This is a genomic window from Pseudanabaena sp. FACHB-1998 (assembly GCF_014696355.1).
In the GTDB taxonomy this organism is placed as follows: domain Bacteria; phylum Cyanobacteriota; class Cyanobacteriia; order Pseudanabaenales; family Pseudanabaenaceae; genus Pseudanabaena.
This window is the reverse complement of record NZ_JACJQA010000050.1, coordinates 1-14,755: the sequence shown is the minus strand read 5'-3', so window position 1 is coordinate 14,755 and position 14,755 is coordinate 1. Positions and strand designations below refer to the sequence as shown.

18 protein-coding genes and 1 pseudogene are annotated in these 14,755 nt (G+C 41.4%); 2 read left to right on the top strand and 17 right to left on the bottom strand.

The features are described 5' to 3' along the window. Window positions 1-110: 110 nt before the first annotated feature. The 7 genes from H6F42_RS20050 to H6F42_RS20020 form a co-directional block, all read right to left on the bottom strand. Window positions 111-794: a hypothetical protein gene (locus H6F42_RS20050; protein ID WP_190401160.1), complete on the bottom strand. Its 684-nt coding sequence runs from the start codon at window positions 792-794 to the stop codon at window positions 111-113. Then, window positions 788-3,262, bottom strand: coding sequence for an N-6 DNA methylase (locus H6F42_RS20045; RefSeq protein ID WP_190401159.1), 2,475 nt, complete (start codon window positions 3,260-3,262; stop codon window positions 788-790). Before H6F42_RS20045 ends, H6F42_RS20050 begins: the two co-directional genes overlap by 7 nt. Window positions 3,263-3,368: 106 nt before the next feature. Next, on the bottom strand, window positions 3,369-3,797 hold the full coding sequence (locus H6F42_RS20040; RefSeq protein ID WP_347272338.1) for a ThiF family adenylyltransferase: 429 nt from the start codon (window positions 3,795-3,797) through the stop codon (window positions 3,369-3,371). A gap of 77 nt (window positions 3,798-3,874) precedes the next feature. Continuing rightward, entirely contained in the window at window positions 3,875-4,357 is a 483-nt protein-coding gene (locus tag H6F42_RS20035; RefSeq protein ID WP_190401157.1) for a Mov34/MPN/PAD-1 family protein, read from the bottom strand. Between the two features lie 24 nt (window positions 4,358-4,381). Next, the gene (locus H6F42_RS20030) at window positions 4,382-4,633 is read right to left on the bottom strand and encodes a hypothetical protein (RefSeq protein WP_190401156.1); all 252 of its coding nucleotides are present in this window, start codon (window positions 4,631-4,633) and stop codon (window positions 4,382-4,384) included. Beyond that, entirely contained in the window at window positions 4,630-4,842 is a 213-nt protein-coding gene (locus H6F42_RS20025; RefSeq protein ID WP_190401155.1) for a hypothetical protein, read from the bottom strand. Before H6F42_RS20025 ends, H6F42_RS20030 begins: the two co-directional genes overlap by 4 nt. Further along, window positions 4,839-5,150: a hypothetical protein gene (locus tag H6F42_RS20020; protein ID WP_190401154.1), complete on the bottom strand. Its 312-nt coding sequence runs from the start codon at window positions 5,148-5,150 to the stop codon at window positions 4,839-4,841. The genes H6F42_RS20025 and H6F42_RS20020 overlap by 4 nt, the downstream gene beginning before the upstream one ends. Before the next feature lie 264 nt (window positions 5,151-5,414). Between H6F42_RS20020 and H6F42_RS20015 the strand changes: the two genes are divergently transcribed. Continuing rightward, window positions 5,415-5,870 carry a helix-turn-helix domain-containing protein gene (locus H6F42_RS20015; RefSeq protein ID WP_190401153.1) on the top strand — a complete coding sequence of 152 codons (456 nt, stop codon included), beginning with the start codon at window positions 5,415-5,417 and terminating at the stop codon, window positions 5,868-5,870. Continuing rightward, window positions 5,863-6,444: a PIN domain-containing protein gene (locus H6F42_RS20010; protein ID WP_190401152.1), complete on the top strand. Its 582-nt coding sequence runs from the start codon at window positions 5,863-5,865 to the stop codon at window positions 6,442-6,444. Before H6F42_RS20015 ends, H6F42_RS20010 begins: the two co-directional genes overlap by 8 nt. A 191-nt stretch (window positions 6,445-6,635) precedes the next feature. On the opposite strand, the gene H6F42_RS20005 is transcribed toward H6F42_RS20010, so the two are convergent. From H6F42_RS20005 to H6F42_RS22000, 10 genes and pseudogenes are all read right to left on the bottom strand, one after another. Then, complete coding sequence (locus H6F42_RS20005; RefSeq protein WP_190401151.1) at window positions 6,636-7,073, bottom strand: hypothetical protein; 438 nt, start codon at window positions 7,071-7,073, stop codon at window positions 6,636-6,638. Window positions 7,074-7,163: 90 nt separating this feature from the next. Next, a complete protein-coding gene (locus tag H6F42_RS20000; RefSeq protein WP_190401150.1) occupies window positions 7,164-7,571 on the bottom strand; it encodes a single-stranded DNA-binding protein in 408 nt (135 codons plus the stop codon). Window positions 7,572-7,739: 168 nt separating this feature from the next. Then, window positions 7,740-8,126, bottom strand: coding sequence for a hypothetical protein (locus tag H6F42_RS19995; protein ID WP_190401149.1), 387 nt, complete (start codon window positions 8,124-8,126; stop codon window positions 7,740-7,742). Between the two features lie 96 nt (window positions 8,127-8,222). Continuing rightward, the gene (locus H6F42_RS19990) at window positions 8,223-9,383 is read right to left on the bottom strand and encodes an AAA family ATPase (RefSeq protein ID WP_190401148.1); all 1,161 of its coding nucleotides are present in this window, start codon (window positions 9,381-9,383) and stop codon (window positions 8,223-8,225) included. 181 nt (window positions 9,384-9,564) lie between these two features. Continuing rightward, on the bottom strand, window positions 9,565-11,022 hold the full coding sequence (locus H6F42_RS19985; protein WP_190401147.1) for a VWA domain-containing protein: 1,458 nt from the start codon (window positions 11,020-11,022) through the stop codon (window positions 9,565-9,567). A gap of 62 nt (window positions 11,023-11,084) precedes the next feature. Further along, the gene (locus H6F42_RS19980; protein WP_190401146.1) at window positions 11,085-12,302 is read right to left on the bottom strand and encodes an AAA family ATPase; all 1,218 of its coding nucleotides are present in this window, start codon (window positions 12,300-12,302) and stop codon (window positions 11,085-11,087) included. Between the two features lie 69 nt (window positions 12,303-12,371). After that, window positions 12,372-13,427: a DUF6744 family protein gene (locus H6F42_RS19975; RefSeq protein ID WP_190401145.1), complete on the bottom strand. Its 1,056-nt coding sequence runs from the start codon at window positions 13,425-13,427 to the stop codon at window positions 12,372-12,374. Window positions 13,428-13,504: 77 nt separating this feature from the next. Next, complete coding sequence (locus H6F42_RS19970; protein ID WP_190401144.1) at window positions 13,505-13,666, bottom strand: hypothetical protein; 162 nt, start codon at window positions 13,664-13,666, stop codon at window positions 13,505-13,507. 72 nt (window positions 13,667-13,738) lie between these two features. Next, window positions 13,739-14,209 carry a hypothetical protein gene (locus tag H6F42_RS19965; RefSeq protein ID WP_190401143.1) on the bottom strand — a complete coding sequence of 157 codons (471 nt, stop codon included), beginning with the start codon at window positions 14,207-14,209 and terminating at the stop codon, window positions 13,739-13,741. Window positions 14,210-14,397: 188 nt separating this feature from the next. After that, window positions 14,398-14,640 (bottom strand): annotated as a pseudogene (locus H6F42_RS22000) (transposase); the annotation flags it as partial. Between the last annotated feature and the right edge of the window lie 115 nt (window positions 14,641-14,755).

The following is a 14,755-nucleotide window of genomic DNA, read 5'->3' as shown; positions in this document are numbered from 1 at the left end:
CTCTTTTGAGTTCCTTACTCTTGGGGTTACTCTCTATAAATTCAGTTAATTCTTCCAAGTCTTTGCTTTGATTTCTTCTTCTCTATTTTTCCACAAATCATTTAGGATTGCTATAGACTAGATTCCAATTCGCTAATATTCTCTAATATTTTAAGACTCTCATCCTCATATTCCTTAAATAGTTTAGTAAATTGTGTTTTATCTGTTAATAAAACTTCTGGAATAGGAAGATGCATTATTATCGGTTGAGCAATATTTTTTTGACAAGCTCCTGAAGCCATTGCCGTTAGATATTTCTGAACATCAAATAAATTAATATAATTTGCAACAACATCAGAAGAATAACTATCTTTCACCTCAGCAGTAATCACAAATCCCGAAGCAACATATGTTTTTTCGTCAAAATTGAAAGTAGGGTGATTTGTAGATAATGCTACACCTATTGTTCCAGATCTCGTAATGAGTACTCTATTACCTTCCAATTCAAAGAAACTATTTAGTTCTCTTACTTCGTCAGTAAGAAAATTTTGATTTTTATCAATAAGACCATATTCTTTTACCTGAGAAACAGATAGATAATAAATGTCTGTCGGTTCCATTGAATAAAATTCAGTCTTAATATTCATTCCGTTTTGTATTTTATCCAAAATAGAGCCAAGAGAAACCCAAACAACCGAATTATTTGAGAAAAATTCATCAGCAAGGTTGATATTGTGCTTAAAATGAGTATCACATCGAATTGGTGCAAAGGATGTCAAATACTCAACCGAGTTAGATTCTACTCTTATTACCATATTTTAAGTTCCTTAATTTTTCCCAAAACTGTTTTTATATCTTTCTCATCAATTTTATCCCAACTATGAGAATATTTAATATTATAAATTTTCTTACTGTCAGAACCAAAAACTGAGAGCAATTCATTTGGTTTATCCTTCGAGCCTTTTTTTCCAGCCTTATAGCCAATTTCGTCTACGGAAAAATTATAAAATTCGATCTTTTGTATACTAGCAACCTTATGTAAAATCCATCTTTTTTTTAGGCTTTGTAGTACATCGTTAATAGATTTTTTGATTTTTGTATAGTTTTCGTCATTAAAAATATAACCTTCCTCAAAAAATGGTAGTACTACAAAACCAGCGGCAAATTCATTTAGACACTCTTTCTCAACTTCTTCGAGAATTTTTTTAATGTTATTTTTTGCGATCACTTTATCATCTTCAAAATTAACTTTAGATTTTTGAGAAGGTAAAATAGATGTAATTTTACTCGATTTATTTACAAATTCAGATTCAAATTTAATCCATAGTGCGTTAAAGTCTTCTTCTTCCTGCTTGGTCTTTTTAGAAGCAAAAAGCAAGCTAGTATTAGTTGGTGTATGTGGCTGAAAAGCATGACTTGGCAAAGAAACTATTGCTTTGATCTTAAAATGTTTATAAAGAAAAAAGCGACCAGCGATATCATCTTCTACTGAAAAAAAACTTTCAGGTAGTACAACACCAATACGTCCGTCTTCCTTTAAAAGCTGATACCATCGCTCTAAAAAATAGGCTTCAGATTTACCTTTGATCTCAAAATTACTTTGAATTTCATTTTTATCAATATTGACATTAAAGGGAGGATTAGAAATAATAAAATCAAATTTATTAATAGATTGCTTGGAGTAGTAATCAGATTCATCAGAGATGTTAGAAGAGAGAATATTAACAGCACCAGTTACTTCCATCTTGCCATAATCCTTAAATCCACTTAGCCCATCAGCATTATATATATTTGTACTTCCGTCTCCATGAAGAATTAGGTTTATCTGACAAGCAGTTGCTAGCACAGCTTCTTTATCAATTCCATATACATAATCAATTACCCACTTGTAAGCATTCTTATCAAGCACATGACGCTCAATAAAATCTTTAACGTCTTCATCACCACCAGTAATTCGTTTATGGTTTTTATTGATAAATTTTTGAACATAATGCATATAATGGACGAGAAATGTTCCTGTACCACAGCTTGGATCAATCACAAACGGAAGTCTGTATCTATTATCTTCATCAGGTTTTCTCAGTCTAGATTCAACAACTCTATCAACTTCAAGTACGGAAAGTATGAATAGAACAATATTTGGATGTGTTAAGAAGAGTCCTTTCGTCTGTTTAAAAGCTCCCCGAATAACCATCTCATAAAATTCTCCTAAAATATCAACATTTTTATATCGATTTTTCTGAAATGAAAATCCTTGTAAGTACTCAACACATTTTGAAACTAAGGAAATAGGAAATTCTCTAAAATCAATCCCCTTAACACTAAAAAGTTCTATTGACTTGTCTTTTGATAGATATTCTCTGAAAGCTTTTCTATAGAGTAAATCAATATTATTTGCCAATTCACTCTCAGATTGAGGCTTACCACTCACAAATCTTTTTTGAAAACTATATGGTGTACCTAAGTTTGTCTTTCTTTCATCATATATTTTTGCAAGAAGAACCTTATTAAAATTTTCAAATTTTTTATTGTCTTCAAGTGTTCCACCCCAAATATGATCCCAAAGCTGTCTCCATACCCTCTGTATCTGATCAATACCAAAGTTATCATTTAAGTCCTTAACCTTTTTATCAAGATTTTCTTCATCACCAGCAAGCTTAATATAAGCATCTTGTGCTTGTGGTCTTTCACCCGAAGTTATTAAATCGATAAAATGTGGTGTTTTTCCCTGATTTTCCCATTCTCTATAGGTCTTTGAAACTGCTGTATCTATACCAACACAATTTAATGGGAAATGATCTTTATCAATTGGAACGTCAACAGCAAGATGGAATAAATATTTCGACTTGCTATACTTTACAACGTTTTCAAATGGCTCAAAAAGTTGTTTTCTTATGGAAGAATCATCAGTACCAAGATAATTTTGAATCCGCTTAACTTCACATAATATTTCTATCTCATCTTTTTCATTCTTTATACAAATATCCGTCTCTACTGCTCTTGCTCCCTGATCTCTTCTTCCCCCAATAGAGAAAGTATTCTCAATCTCAATTCTGTCAGAGTTATAGCCGTATGTATTAATTAAATGCAGGATAATTAATGCTCTGGTAATCTCTTCATCGCTTGGCTTTCCAGAGATATTCTCATAGCTATGTATTTGCTTAGTATAAGATAACGTATCAGCATCTTTATTATAATTTACATAGATTTTATTCGGATCAAGGTGAGAAATAGCGTTATAAAATGCTATTCTCTCTTCTTCTGTAAACTTATCCTTGCTCATTTAGCCTAGCCTAACGTCTCTATCGCCTTTTTTAACATAACATCAATTTTACACCGCAAGTAGCCAAAGGTCTATCTAAGCTTCTGTAGTCAGCATCACTTGTAGGTTACACGAAATAATTACCCATCTTATAAATTGCATTAACTCGAAATTTAACAGAAAGAATACGGTTTAACCAGAATGTTGTTTTTCCATTTTCTAAAACTTTGGCAATTTCTGCTCTGGCTTCGGGATTGTCCACGGCTCCAATACAAATTGTCAGGTGTTTCCATCGTGACGTTGCCATGTCTGCTCTAAATGATGAGACTATGGCGCTGATTTCAATGCCCCATTGCCATCCATACCTTGCGGCTAATACTGATGCTTTCGGTAGTTCAAGGTCGTTGGGAGTAAAGTTTTGGCGCGGTATATTCGTTGCTTCGACCCGATCTGGATCGATGAAAGTAACTGATACTTTTTTCCCGGCTTGTTTTTGTAAATAGGCGATGCGTGGCAAGTTCACGGCTAACCATCCGCCTGTGCCGCCACAGCCGATGAGAATTAGGTCTAGTTCTTAATAGGCTGGTAGCAAGATTGGGACGGCTTCGGCAAAGGGTAATGATAGATGTGACATTACCAATCCTCCACTAAGCAGTCTGTTAATTGTGCGAGTAACTCCAAGATTCCTGTGGTTGGGGTTTCGTAGAAATGACCGTAAATTCCTACTCGCATCCTAATCTGTGGGTTGGAGAAGATTTCACCCATTACTCCATAGATGCGAAAGCCTGTTTCGTCGCGGTTATCGGTGTCTGAAAAATAGGCTCTCATGCCATGATGGGAATGGATTTCGATGATCGCTTTGCTATAGGTGCTATTGGCGCTATTGTCCAATGGCTTACAGGATGTGGCTGTTTGCTCTTGATCTGGTATTGCGAGCTGCCAATTTCCTTTTTCAAAATATAGGTGGAATACAATCTCTACTGGTTTATTGTTGGCATCACAGGCAATGCGTGAGGCTTCGAGCATTTGCTCTACTAACAATAGAGGAACAGCGGGATAGGTCATCTGCACGGATGCTGATAGCACTCTTAGTCCTTTGGCTTTGTAATAAGACACGGGGGCGATCGCTTCTAATTTTTCTCAAAATCCTCGGATCTTCATCGGCGCGGCGATCGGGCTAGCTTTTTTCAGGTTGTCGATTGTCCTTTGAATGCATAGACTCTGTTTTTGTAATTCTTTGCTTGTTTCGTCAAAGTCCTCTAACCCGATTTCACTTAGCTCGATTAATTGAGTCCCTTGCTGTTGGTACTTCTCAATTTCCCAGAGTATCTCTAGCAGGGGGTTGATTTCTTCTGGAGCTTTCATCAAACTAGCGATCGCTGTCTCGCTCATGTCGTTCCTTTTGTCCCTGCGAGTTTACAGACATCCACGAGGATATCGCCGTTGGCTTGCACGGTTCTTTCAATTTTCGAGTTCTTGATTCCTTCAAAATATAGGCTGAGAGTAGCCCTAATTTGTTCATCGCTACTCCCGATTTCAGGTGGTACGGGAATCGTCTGTCCTTCAATCTTGATGTTATAGTTCACTGCTGTTTCGCTCATAGTAAGGTCATCTGTTCTGGTTTTGTGGATAGTAAGGATCTCTTGGTGATAGCGATCGGTTCTGGGGTTTCTTCTTCAATGGTCGGGATTTGATTTGCCAACTCACTGGCGGCATAGGCTTGGATTACCTCGGCTAAAGGTAATGGGATTGGTGCTAGTTCATTCAAACTTATAGTCCGAATTAGAGGCATTCCCTGCTCTCGGCAAATGGAGATGATCACCATTCTCTCGGTTGAGTCTGCTTCTGGCAATATTTCAATGCACAGCTTTAGTCTGTCTTTATCTAGTTCGATTGCTGGATTGGTCATGGCTTTTTCGCTAATGGAATTATGTTTTTCTCCATCAGCACGAGCGCTAGCCTTATTTAATTTTCAGTCGATTTATCTTGACCTTCGCAGTAATGTTTTTATTAAGTTTTTTGGAAGTATAAAATTATGATTGTTTAACTGCAACTTGTAAAAAATGGTGCGATCGCCTTGCATGGTAATCATCATTTCGTTTATTGCGTTTAATATGTTAGACTTTGAGCAAAATTCAAGTAATCTAAATACAAAACTATCTGAGGTTGCCCGATGGTTGCCCTAACCCAGTCTTTACACATTCCTACCGAAGAAGAAACCGAAATTTCTAAAGAAAGCAGCCGTATTCTTGCTTCGCATATTAGCGAAGGTGTCTGTCATCTCAAAATCGTAGAAGCTGATGGCAGTGAAGAAACAGCCACAATTCCTGCGGCAGCCTATCGCCTATTTGTAGACATTTTGACCCAAATGTCCCACGGCAATGCCGTAACAATCATCCCCATCCACGCCGAACTCACTACCCAAGAAGCCGCAGATTTAATCAATGTCTCGCGTCCCTTCCTAATCAAACAACTAGAAGAAGGCTTAATTCCCTATCACAAAGTCGGCAAGCATCGCCGAGTTCGCTTTACTGACTTAATGGAATACAAAACAAATATTGATGCCGCCAGAAGCAAAGTTTTAGATGAGATTGTGACAATATCTGAAGATCTAGGACTATATGACTAGCAAGTTTACAGTGATATACGATGCCTGTGTCCTTTATCCTAACTATCTTAGAGATATTCTCATTCAATTAGCGATCGCCGATCTATTTAGAGCTAAATGGACTAACTTAATTCATGACGAATGGATTCGCAATCTCATCGAAAATCGTCCTGATTTACCAAAGGAAAAGCTAAATCAAGTCAAAGATTTGATGAATAGTCAAGTTCGAGACAGTTTAGTTACTGATTTTGAACAACTAATTCCATCCTTAACATTACCCGATCCTAACGATCGCCATATTCTGGCGGCAGCAATTGTGGCTGAAGCTGATGTTATTGTCACCTTTAATCTAAAAGATTTTCCCGATCTGAATATCAGTCAGTATGGAATCACAGCAAAGCATCCAGATGATTTTATTGCCGATTTGATTGGCTTAAATCCTTTCAAAGTTATGGCAGCAGTTGAGACTTGTCGGCAACGCTTAAAAAAGCAACCCAAAACTAGCAATGAATACTTAGAAATTCTGTTAAAGCAGGGGCTACCACTCTCTGTGTCAATGCTAAAAGAACTCCAGAATAATCAAAACACAATGTAAAAAAAGCAAGGAAATACTATGATAACAACCTCCTCCGAAGTGCGATCGCCTATCAGCGGAATGCAGGATCTAAAGCCAATAACTCAATAACAGACATCAAAAAGACAGGTTACATCCTGACTGAATAGATAGATTTGACAAAAAAGTAAAACCTTCACAAGGAAGATTTTACTTTTTGTAGAGATTGCTGATTAAGCAACAAGTTGCCTGTATCTTGGCTTCACGTTAGGTTTGATGCCTACGGGAATCGGGATACGTGCTGGGAATACTCGCAGACGTTCTTCTGTAAACACTCGAAACTTGGCGGTGTGATGTCTACCGCTATTGTTGACTGTCAGGTATACTCGCTCATCCAGAATTGCTTCGATGGTCGCATCTGGTAATTCTGGGCGTGGATACATTGGAAATATATCCTCATGTTCTTGCAAGAATAATTCCACAATCTCAACAAAGTGTTGTTTGGTCTGTTCAATGTCAAAACTAGTGATTAAGTCTGTGCCACACCATTGGGCGAATACTTTCTGCTCGATGCTGACTGAATATTTCTTAGCTTGAGCTACCCATTGTGTACCTTGATTGGTGGTTCGAGTAGATAGCAAACCTTGATAGCCTTTGTGAGTGTAAATCATAGTTAATTTCTATTTTTCTTAGCTGGGCAAGAGCCTTGAGCGATAGCGACTAAAACAAGCAGAGAGCAATATTGCTCTCTGCTTGTTCAATTAGAAGTCATCATAGAAAGGGGTTGATTCTTGATACTCTTCGTCTTCGGCAGACTTCTTCACAACATCAATGAAGTTTAGAGATTGGGCATGAATCACAGTCCGCGCATGATGCTTCCTGTCTTTCTTCGATTTATACTCTTCAGGCTGAGTCAGAACTCCCGTAACTTCGACGAAGCGTCCAGATTCTGCACGTTCTTCGGCATATTCCGCAGTTCCATTCCAGCAGACTACCTTCACCCAAAGTGGTTCTTGGTTGATCCAATTACCATTATTGTCGCGACGAGGTTTGGGCTGCACAGCGAGGCTGAAGTCTAGTACGTCTTTGCCGCTGGTCTTAGTTTGACGTACTTCAGATACGTTGCCGACATAGCCAGAGAGAACTACGAGATTAGTAGAATTACACATGAGTTTTTTCCTTCTATTTAGGAATCAGGTCATGGACTTCTACGCGATAGCGTATCTTCAAAAAATCTTGGGACTCAACAGGTATGAATACGCTGCGCTAACTATTCAGCTTTGCTTTGAATTCGGGATCGATGTATTTAAGATCGTGTTTCGTTTTCTTCTTAGCCATTAGCGTATCCTCAGTTCTAATGCTTTGGCGATCGCTTCAAGTTGGCGAGTGCTGTAGGGCAAGGTGGGCGCTCCATAGATCCGCTTTGCGGCTTGCCTAATGTGGTATGCCAACTTGCGGCGGCGTTGCTCTAGCTTAAGTTGTTCCATTGAGTCGAATAAAACATAGATCTCAATCTGGAGTTCAAGATCATGTCTGGTTCTGCCAAGTGCGTAGTCGAAGTGGAAACGACCTGCTATCCCTTCTAAGGAAAAGGCGGAATCGGTTGAGCCGAAACCAACTTTGGTGACTTTGCGTATACTGGTTTCGGGTTCGCCGCCGATGTGCCAAACAGCAAAGCGATCTCCAACCTTGACATCAGCTCTGGTTGAGATGTGGTTGTACATATTCTTCTTTAGCTAGTTTGCAATAGCTACAACAAAACCAATGATTGTGAGGTCATCATCGGTTTTGTTGCCTGTTAGAAACTAAACTGGTTTCCGCTAAAATTCCAGTTGGTTGGCGATGTCTTTGGCGATCGCTGCATATTGTCCTGGGTGCCGCGATGTCGAGATGTCGATCAGGTTCTGGGCTAGTTCGGCGGTATATCCTTTAAGCCCTAGCCATTCTCGCATCAGTGCTTCACAGACTGCTTTGATTTGCTCGGCGGTCATATTTTCACTGTTGAATTTGGGCTTTGTGCCACTTTCATCGGCTCCATACAGGTCAATGCTGGTCTCAATCACTTTGCTGATGTGTTGCTGAGTGATTGCCAATAATGCTTTGAAGGCGGCTTTGGCTGGGTTATCGGGTTTGCTGCTACTGGGTTGAGTGTTGGCAATAGTTGGCTTTGTTTCAATGGCTGTGGCTACATGACCATTGGTACTGGCTATCTGGGCGACATTACTGCTGGCAATTGTGACTAGTTCGGGCTGTACCTGTGGAACTGTATTTACAGGTATATTGACGATGGGAATAAAGCCATTTTTGTTGGCTGGAGTGTCATCACTGAGCCATGTCTGAATCAGTTCGGCAAATTTCTTCCCTGGTTTTGGAAAAATACCGTTGCTGATTTCGGGACATCTGCTCTTGGAGATCGTCAGTGTGTTCTGGTCATCTAGTAAGCCACAGATGTCCAGTTCATATTCGCTGCCTTCCTTTTGAATTGGTGCTGTGCCAATCTTGCGGACACTGGTGATTTTCTGCTTGCCACCAACTTCAGCAGTGTTAAAGTCATACTCGATCTTCGATCTCATTGTGGCAATGATGTGACAGCTTGAGCTGATGATTTTGTCCCATAGTTGGCGTTCGATGGGACGGACTTTTGCCCAGTTCCTTACGTCACTGCCCACTGCGTCTAGTTCGGCATACCATGCATGGGATAGGGAGTCGATGATTAGGTAATCGAATCCTGATTCTTCAGCGCTTTCAATGGCGTTGTAATATTGGCTGGGACCAAATTTGGTTAGTTCTAGTGATTTGAAGTCAAACAGGTTGGCATATTTACGACTGGAGCCATATTCGGTGTCGATAAGTCCAATCTTTTTGCCCAAGATTGATGCTAGTTGCAGGGCAGTGTAGGTTTTGCCACAGCCTGGCGGACCGTATAGCGCCATGCGGAGTTTGATATTTTCTTTGGTTGCTTGCTGAAATGAATAAGTCATAGATATTTCTCCTTGTTGAGTGAATGCAAAAATGCAAGTTTTTTGAGTCCCAATAAATAGAGGCGGCGCTTCGCGCCGCCTCTATTTATTGGGTTATGTGGATTTTTCTTGGGAGCCTCGCTAGAGGAAAAGCCAGAATAGGCGGCGCGAAGCGCCGCCTATTCTGGTTATAGATATCTGTTTAGATGTTGTATAAACAGTTGGATACTTCGCTGTCATCTGTGAGATCTTCTATCTGCACATAGCGATCGCATAGGTTGCTGATTGTGCTTTCGTAGCCGTCCAGATTGCCACTGGTAATCAGGATGCCGTAGCAGCTAAATTCATACTTTTTCCTGTCGGTTTGCCATTGTTCTATAAATCCCGAGGATGGGGTGTCTAGTCCGTCGGTGATTAAAACCACATCGGCTTTTTTGGTCTGTTCGTGCTGTTGGATTGATGCTAAGGCTCCCGTTAGGGCGGATGTAAAACTGGTACTGCCGCCGTTGTAGAACTTTTCGATGCAGTCAATCACGCGGTTGGTGTCGGGGATTTCTCCCACGAAGTCGTCAATCCGCTCTACCTTGCCCGTAAAATGCAGGATGCGGCAATGGCGCTTTTGACTGACGGCAATACTCAGTAATGCGAGGGCGATCGCTTTGCTCCAGATTTCTTCTTGCCCTGCCATTGACCCACTGGAATCTAGACAAATGATGATTGGACCTCTCGCTAGAGGTTCACGGCTGACTAGTTCTCGTTGCAAAAGAGATCGCTCAATGTACCCTTGGGCAAATATGGGGAATAACTCTGGGGTAGTTAGCTTCAGTAGTTCGCAGGGCAGTAGCTGAGTCAAGTCATTGCCTGTGGTCACTCCTACCATTTCGGTGCGTCCTTCTTTGACTTTGCTGCGTTGTATCTTCGCGGCGATCGCTATTTTCTTCCCTGCTAACTCAGCGATCGCTTGCAGTTTTGGCGATGCATGGAGGCGTTGAGCGAGTTGTATTTTGTCGGCGATTTTTAATTGAGTTTCATGGCTGTAATCGCTGCTGCCGCTAAAAGCTTCTAGACTTTGAGTGATGGATTGCATTTCAGCTTCGGCTTTGGCAATGCCACTTAGCAGTGCGGTTTCGATTTCCGATGGGCTAATTGAGTCGGCATAGGCTTCGCAAGCTAGTCGTGCTTCTAGTCCCTGTTGTTTTAACTGTTGAATCTTTTGCATCAGTCCTGCATTGGGTGTCTGCCCTTGCAAAGCCTCAAAGATTCCCCGCAATTGTTTTCTGATTACTTCTGGGTCTTCTAATGGCTCGGCTGGTTCTGGCAACATTTCCACGATCGCAATACATAGGGCGGTTGTGCCAATACCTGAGAGGAATTCGTCTCCGTTCAGGCGGTTACTAAATTGTTGGAATACTTCTAGCTCGCTCATCTGTTGATGGATGGTGATCCAGATTTTGTTTTCGGGTTTGATGGCGCTATCTTCGAGTCGGTTGGGTTGGCGATCGTACAGGCGATGATAGGTTTCGCTGACAAAGATTTCAAAGTTATAGACTTTGCTTTCTCCCTCTTCGATGACTTCGCTCAGTCTGGATGATTTCTCTTTGAAGTCATTCACACATAGCTCTGTCCATTTGGGGATTACATACACTAATGATTCTTGCATTTTGACTCTCGATAATCTCTTTAATTACAGAGAGCAGATTATCTGTTCTCTGTTGGTTGGGTTTATGCGCCGTACATGATTTCACTGACCTTCGCCAGTAATGGTTTCTTCTTGGTTTCAATTTCGGTGATCGCTTGTTGTGCTTTCTTTGCCCTGTTTGGGTGTTGAGCAATCAAGTTTTGCAGTCTGTCGATCATGTTTCGCATATCGGACAATACTCCAGAGCCTTCAGTTGCCCAATCGTCTTGCTGTTTCTTGGTGCCATAGGTGGGACAGTTACCTAAGTCTGAAAGCTTTTCGGTGATGGCGGCGAGGATTTCTTGGGCTTGGATGTTCACGGGATTGCCCACTTTGGCGACGATTTTCCTAATCAGCGCTTGCTCTCTGGGATGATTCCAGATTACATGGTTGAGAATTTCAAAGCTGTCTTCGCTTACTTCAGCTTCTTCTTGCAGATAGGCATATGCTTTGAGAATGGTGACAATCTGCACGTATTTTCTGGTGCTGACGATGAAGTTCTCTTTCTTCAGTTCTCGTTGCAGGTCGATCAGGGAGTCGATCACTGGGGCAGGGAATGTCACGTTTCTCACGGCGGTTTGCATTTGCTCTAGTTCGGCTAGGCTTAGCAGGGTTGTGATCTGCGGTGCGGCGATGTTGCTGGTTTTGCGTAAAAGTAAGGTTCGTAGGTCTTCATCGCCTAGATAATCGACCATATAGCGCAAGCTCAGCCGATCCCAAAATGCTCCGTCTTCTTCTCCATCAAGGAGTTCGTTGGAGCAGCCAATCATGGTGATTAATGGTGACTGGAGTTTGGTTTTGCCGTTGAGAAATTCTCGTTCGTTCATTAGTCCTAATGCCGAATTGCGGACAATGCTATTTGCTTTGCCAATTTCGTCCATTAAAGCTAGATGCGCTTCGGGTAACATCGCTTCGGTGTCACGCACGAATTTGCCTTTTTGCAGTTCCGCGAGGTCGGGCGCTCCTAATACTTCTTCGGCAACGGTGGTTTTAGTCATCAGGTAATGAAAGAAGGTGGTTCCTGATATTGCCTCTGAGACTGCTTTTGCAAGTTCGGTTTTGCCTGTGCCTGGTTTACCTCCTAGGAAAATATGCATTTTTGCCAGCAGTCCCACCATAATCAGGTCGATTGCTTCGCTGCGATCTAGGTAAACGTTTTGCAATTCTTCGCGCAGTTGTTGCAATTTCTCCATTGGTGATTTATTGGTTACGGTCAATGCGGTGATATGTCCATTAGTCTGGGCGATTTCGGCTGTAATCATTTTTCAGTTCCTCTTAATCTTTTATGTTTTGATGGGGAGTAGCAATTTGGCTCCTCCCTTGATCCTTCGCTAGAAGCCGAGATCAAATAGGTTGTCTGGGTTCTCGTCGGTTGTTTCTGCTAGGCTGGTTTCAATGGAGTTGGTTTCTTCTGGTTCAGAAATGATTTCTTCTACTTGAGGGAGTGAATCTTCTGGACTTTCAACTACTGGAGTAGTGGCAATTTCGTCCAGTACGTTCAGGCAACGTTGGCGCAGTTTGGCAAGTTTGTCGGTCAGTGCATCAGAACGAAATTGCAATAGTTCAGACAGCATTTTGGTTTTGTCTTCTACTTCCCGATATACCTTGAGTTGGTTTTTCAGGGTGCTGCCCTTGGTTTCTGATACCTTTTGTGGATCTAGTAGTTCGTCTAGGTAATGAGACATTGACTGCACTTCCTTTTCAAGGGATTGCCTTGCGATGATGTCCATGTCGCCAATACCTGCAATCGGCATCCAGCGAATGTTGTTTTCGCGGTGAATCAGGGGTAGCAGTTCGCGAAAGGCGGTTAGTTCTAGCCGATAGCTACGAGCGACAAAGTATGTGCCGCCTCGCTTTCGAAAGGGCACTCCTGCTTTTTTGACGAATTCGGTCAGCATGGCACGGATTTCTTTACTGGTGATTTCTTGGCTCCATCTGTACCATTTGTCGAAGGTAGTTCTTGCCATGTCAATCAATGATTCGTTTTCTTGGCTCCAGTCTTCTCGGTTCCAATTGGTGGTTTCGTTGCTCTTGTCGAAGCTATAGGAAGCGAGTTGGTTATAGCGGAGCTTTTTGTCTTTCTCGTTCTTGTTCTCTAGTACAAATCCATAGACCAATAAGCCGTTATTGGAGATTTGTCGGATTAGGAGGTTGTGATTACTCAACTGGGTTTGAGTTTTGGTGCGAGCATTTTTGAATGCACTAAGTTTGTTAGGAATTTCGGGGAGGTAGCTGAAGTCGAGATTGACTTGCTCGGCGGCAAGTTTCAGAGTGGTTTCACTGAGTCTGGTTTCAGCATTGATTGACCATGCGATCAGGTCGCCTAAATATTCGGCTCCTTTGTCAATCAATGCTTGCTGCGTGGCGATCATGGCTGATGTGTTCATGTTTTTATTTTTGGTGATTAGCTGTTAGCTTTTGGCTTTTGGGGAGTTGTGGATTGAGGCTGAGATCTAGCTAAGTGCTAATGGCTAACAGCAAATCCCTTCCTTCTTCGGCGCTGACGACGGTTTTGAGGGTGGATAATTTTTGGATACTTTTCTTCGACATGATGCTGTTCTGGATGGATGGCGATCGTCAGTAGCAATAGTCCACACAGAATGCTTTTGTATCTTTTTTTGGTCATATTTGACTCCATAACAAATTAGCCTCCCGATGCAAATCAGGAGGCTTTTGAGGTTTGAATATTGGGTTAGAGTTAGTCGGGTTGATCTATAGCAAATTCGGCTTGCAGTCTGTTTTTATTGGCTTCGTAGGCTTGTTTCGCGGTCAGGAACGGATGAGCGATTACATAAGAGCTAAAGCCGCCATCGGTACGGATAAAGCAGACTACAACTTGGTTCTCAGGTTTGTAGTCCCTGATTTGCCTCTTTTCTTCCTTTTGAAATGGGTTTGGGTATCCTGATTCGGTAGCGATGCGCTCTGCTGTGGCTTGGCTGAGGTAGCAGTCATAGCTTTCAGAGTCCAGCCATTTTTGATAAGGGCTAATGCCGATTCGCGATTCTTTGGATTTACTCACATCAATGATGATTGCGCCTCTTCCCTCACTTTCGTAGCCGTACCATGCTACTGCTAGTAATAGTTCAAGATTCACTCTAATGAATTCCACATGGCTTTGTCGAGATTCGCTACCACTCGGTAGGTCGGATATGTTGTACTTCAGGCTCATTATTTCGGGCTTTCTCCTTATTTTTATTTTCTCAAAATTTCCTGCTAAGGATTTTCGGCAAGCTTTTCGACTTCTAACAGAAATAAACCTCAACGTTTGGGACAGCAATTATAATTTGCCTCTTTTCTAAAGAGTTTAGATTGAGAACAATATGTATAGAAAAGAAAGTTTTTCTATACATATAGGACTTACGCAAGAAGCATAGGAATAGAAGGACACTTAAGTTGGGATTTTAAATAATCAGACAAAAGCCCAGATTTAAGTTTGTAGATGGTATTACCAGCTTGAGAAGCTAAACGTTTAAGATGATGCCAAACAAGCATGGTACAAGCAATATGATTACGCTGAATTCTAGACTTGCGGCATTGGCAAAACTGAATACCCGTCAATTGTTTGAGTTCACGATGAAATTCCTCAATATTCCACCTGATGGGAGACTGTCAAGAAAAATGTGTAAAGTCTAGAAGCTAGAGATGGAGACGATCCTCAAAGAGGATGGCAAATCGATTAAGAGCAGGTTTCCAATCCCGAATCGGCATTGTCCAC

Excerpts from the sequence above, each read along its gene's own strand:
- H6F42_RS20005 (WP_190401151.1), bottom strand. The coding sequence starts at position 7,073 with ATGATTTACACTCACAAAGGCTATCAAGGTTTGCTATCTACTCGAACC.
- H6F42_RS20045 (WP_190401159.1), bottom strand. The coding sequence starts at position 3,262 with ATGAGCAAGGATAAGTTTACAGAAGAAGAGAGAATAGCATTTTATAAC.
- H6F42_RS20025 (WP_190401155.1), bottom strand. The coding sequence starts at position 4,842 with ATGAGCGAAACAGCAGTGAACTATAACATCAAGATTGAAGGACAGACG.
- H6F42_RS19980 (WP_190401146.1), bottom strand. The coding sequence starts at position 12,302 with ATGATTACAGCCGAAATCGCCCAGACTAATGGACATATCACCGCATTG.
- H6F42_RS20010 (WP_190401152.1), top strand. The coding sequence starts at position 5,863 with ATGACTAGCAAGTTTACAGTGATATACGATGCCTGTGTCCTTTATCCT.
- H6F42_RS19985 (WP_190401147.1), bottom strand. The coding sequence starts at position 11,022 with ATGCAAGAATCATTAGTGTATGTAATCCCCAAATGGACAGAGCTATGT.
- H6F42_RS20050 (WP_190401160.1), bottom strand. The coding sequence starts at position 794 with ATGGTAATAAGAGTAGAATCTAACTCGGTTGAGTATTTGACATCCTTT.
- H6F42_RS19965 (WP_190401143.1), bottom strand. The coding sequence starts at position 14,209 with ATGAGCCTGAAGTACAACATATCCGACCTACCGAGTGGTAGCGAATCT.
- H6F42_RS19990 (WP_190401148.1), bottom strand. The coding sequence starts at position 9,383 with ATGACTTATTCATTTCAGCAAGCAACCAAAGAAAATATCAAACTCCGC.
- H6F42_RS20020 (WP_190401154.1), bottom strand. The coding sequence starts at position 5,150 with ATGACCAATCCAGCAATCGAACTAGATAAAGACAGACTAAAGCTGTGC.
- H6F42_RS19995 (WP_190401149.1), bottom strand. The coding sequence starts at position 8,126 with ATGTACAACCACATCTCAACCAGAGCTGATGTCAAGGTTGGAGATCGC.
- H6F42_RS20030 (WP_190401156.1), bottom strand. The coding sequence starts at position 4,633 with ATGAGCGAGACAGCGATCGCTAGTTTGATGAAAGCTCCAGAAGAAATC.
- H6F42_RS19975 (WP_190401145.1), bottom strand. The coding sequence starts at position 13,427 with ATGAACACATCAGCCATGATCGCCACGCAGCAAGCATTGATTGACAAA.
- H6F42_RS20000 (WP_190401150.1), bottom strand. The coding sequence starts at position 7,571 with ATGTGTAATTCTACTAATCTCGTAGTTCTCTCTGGCTATGTCGGCAAC.
- H6F42_RS19970 (WP_190401144.1), bottom strand. The coding sequence starts at position 13,666 with ATGACCAAAAAAAGATACAAAAGCATTCTGTGTGGACTATTGCTACTG.
- H6F42_RS20015 (WP_190401153.1), top strand. The coding sequence starts at position 5,415 with ATGGTTGCCCTAACCCAGTCTTTACACATTCCTACCGAAGAAGAAACC.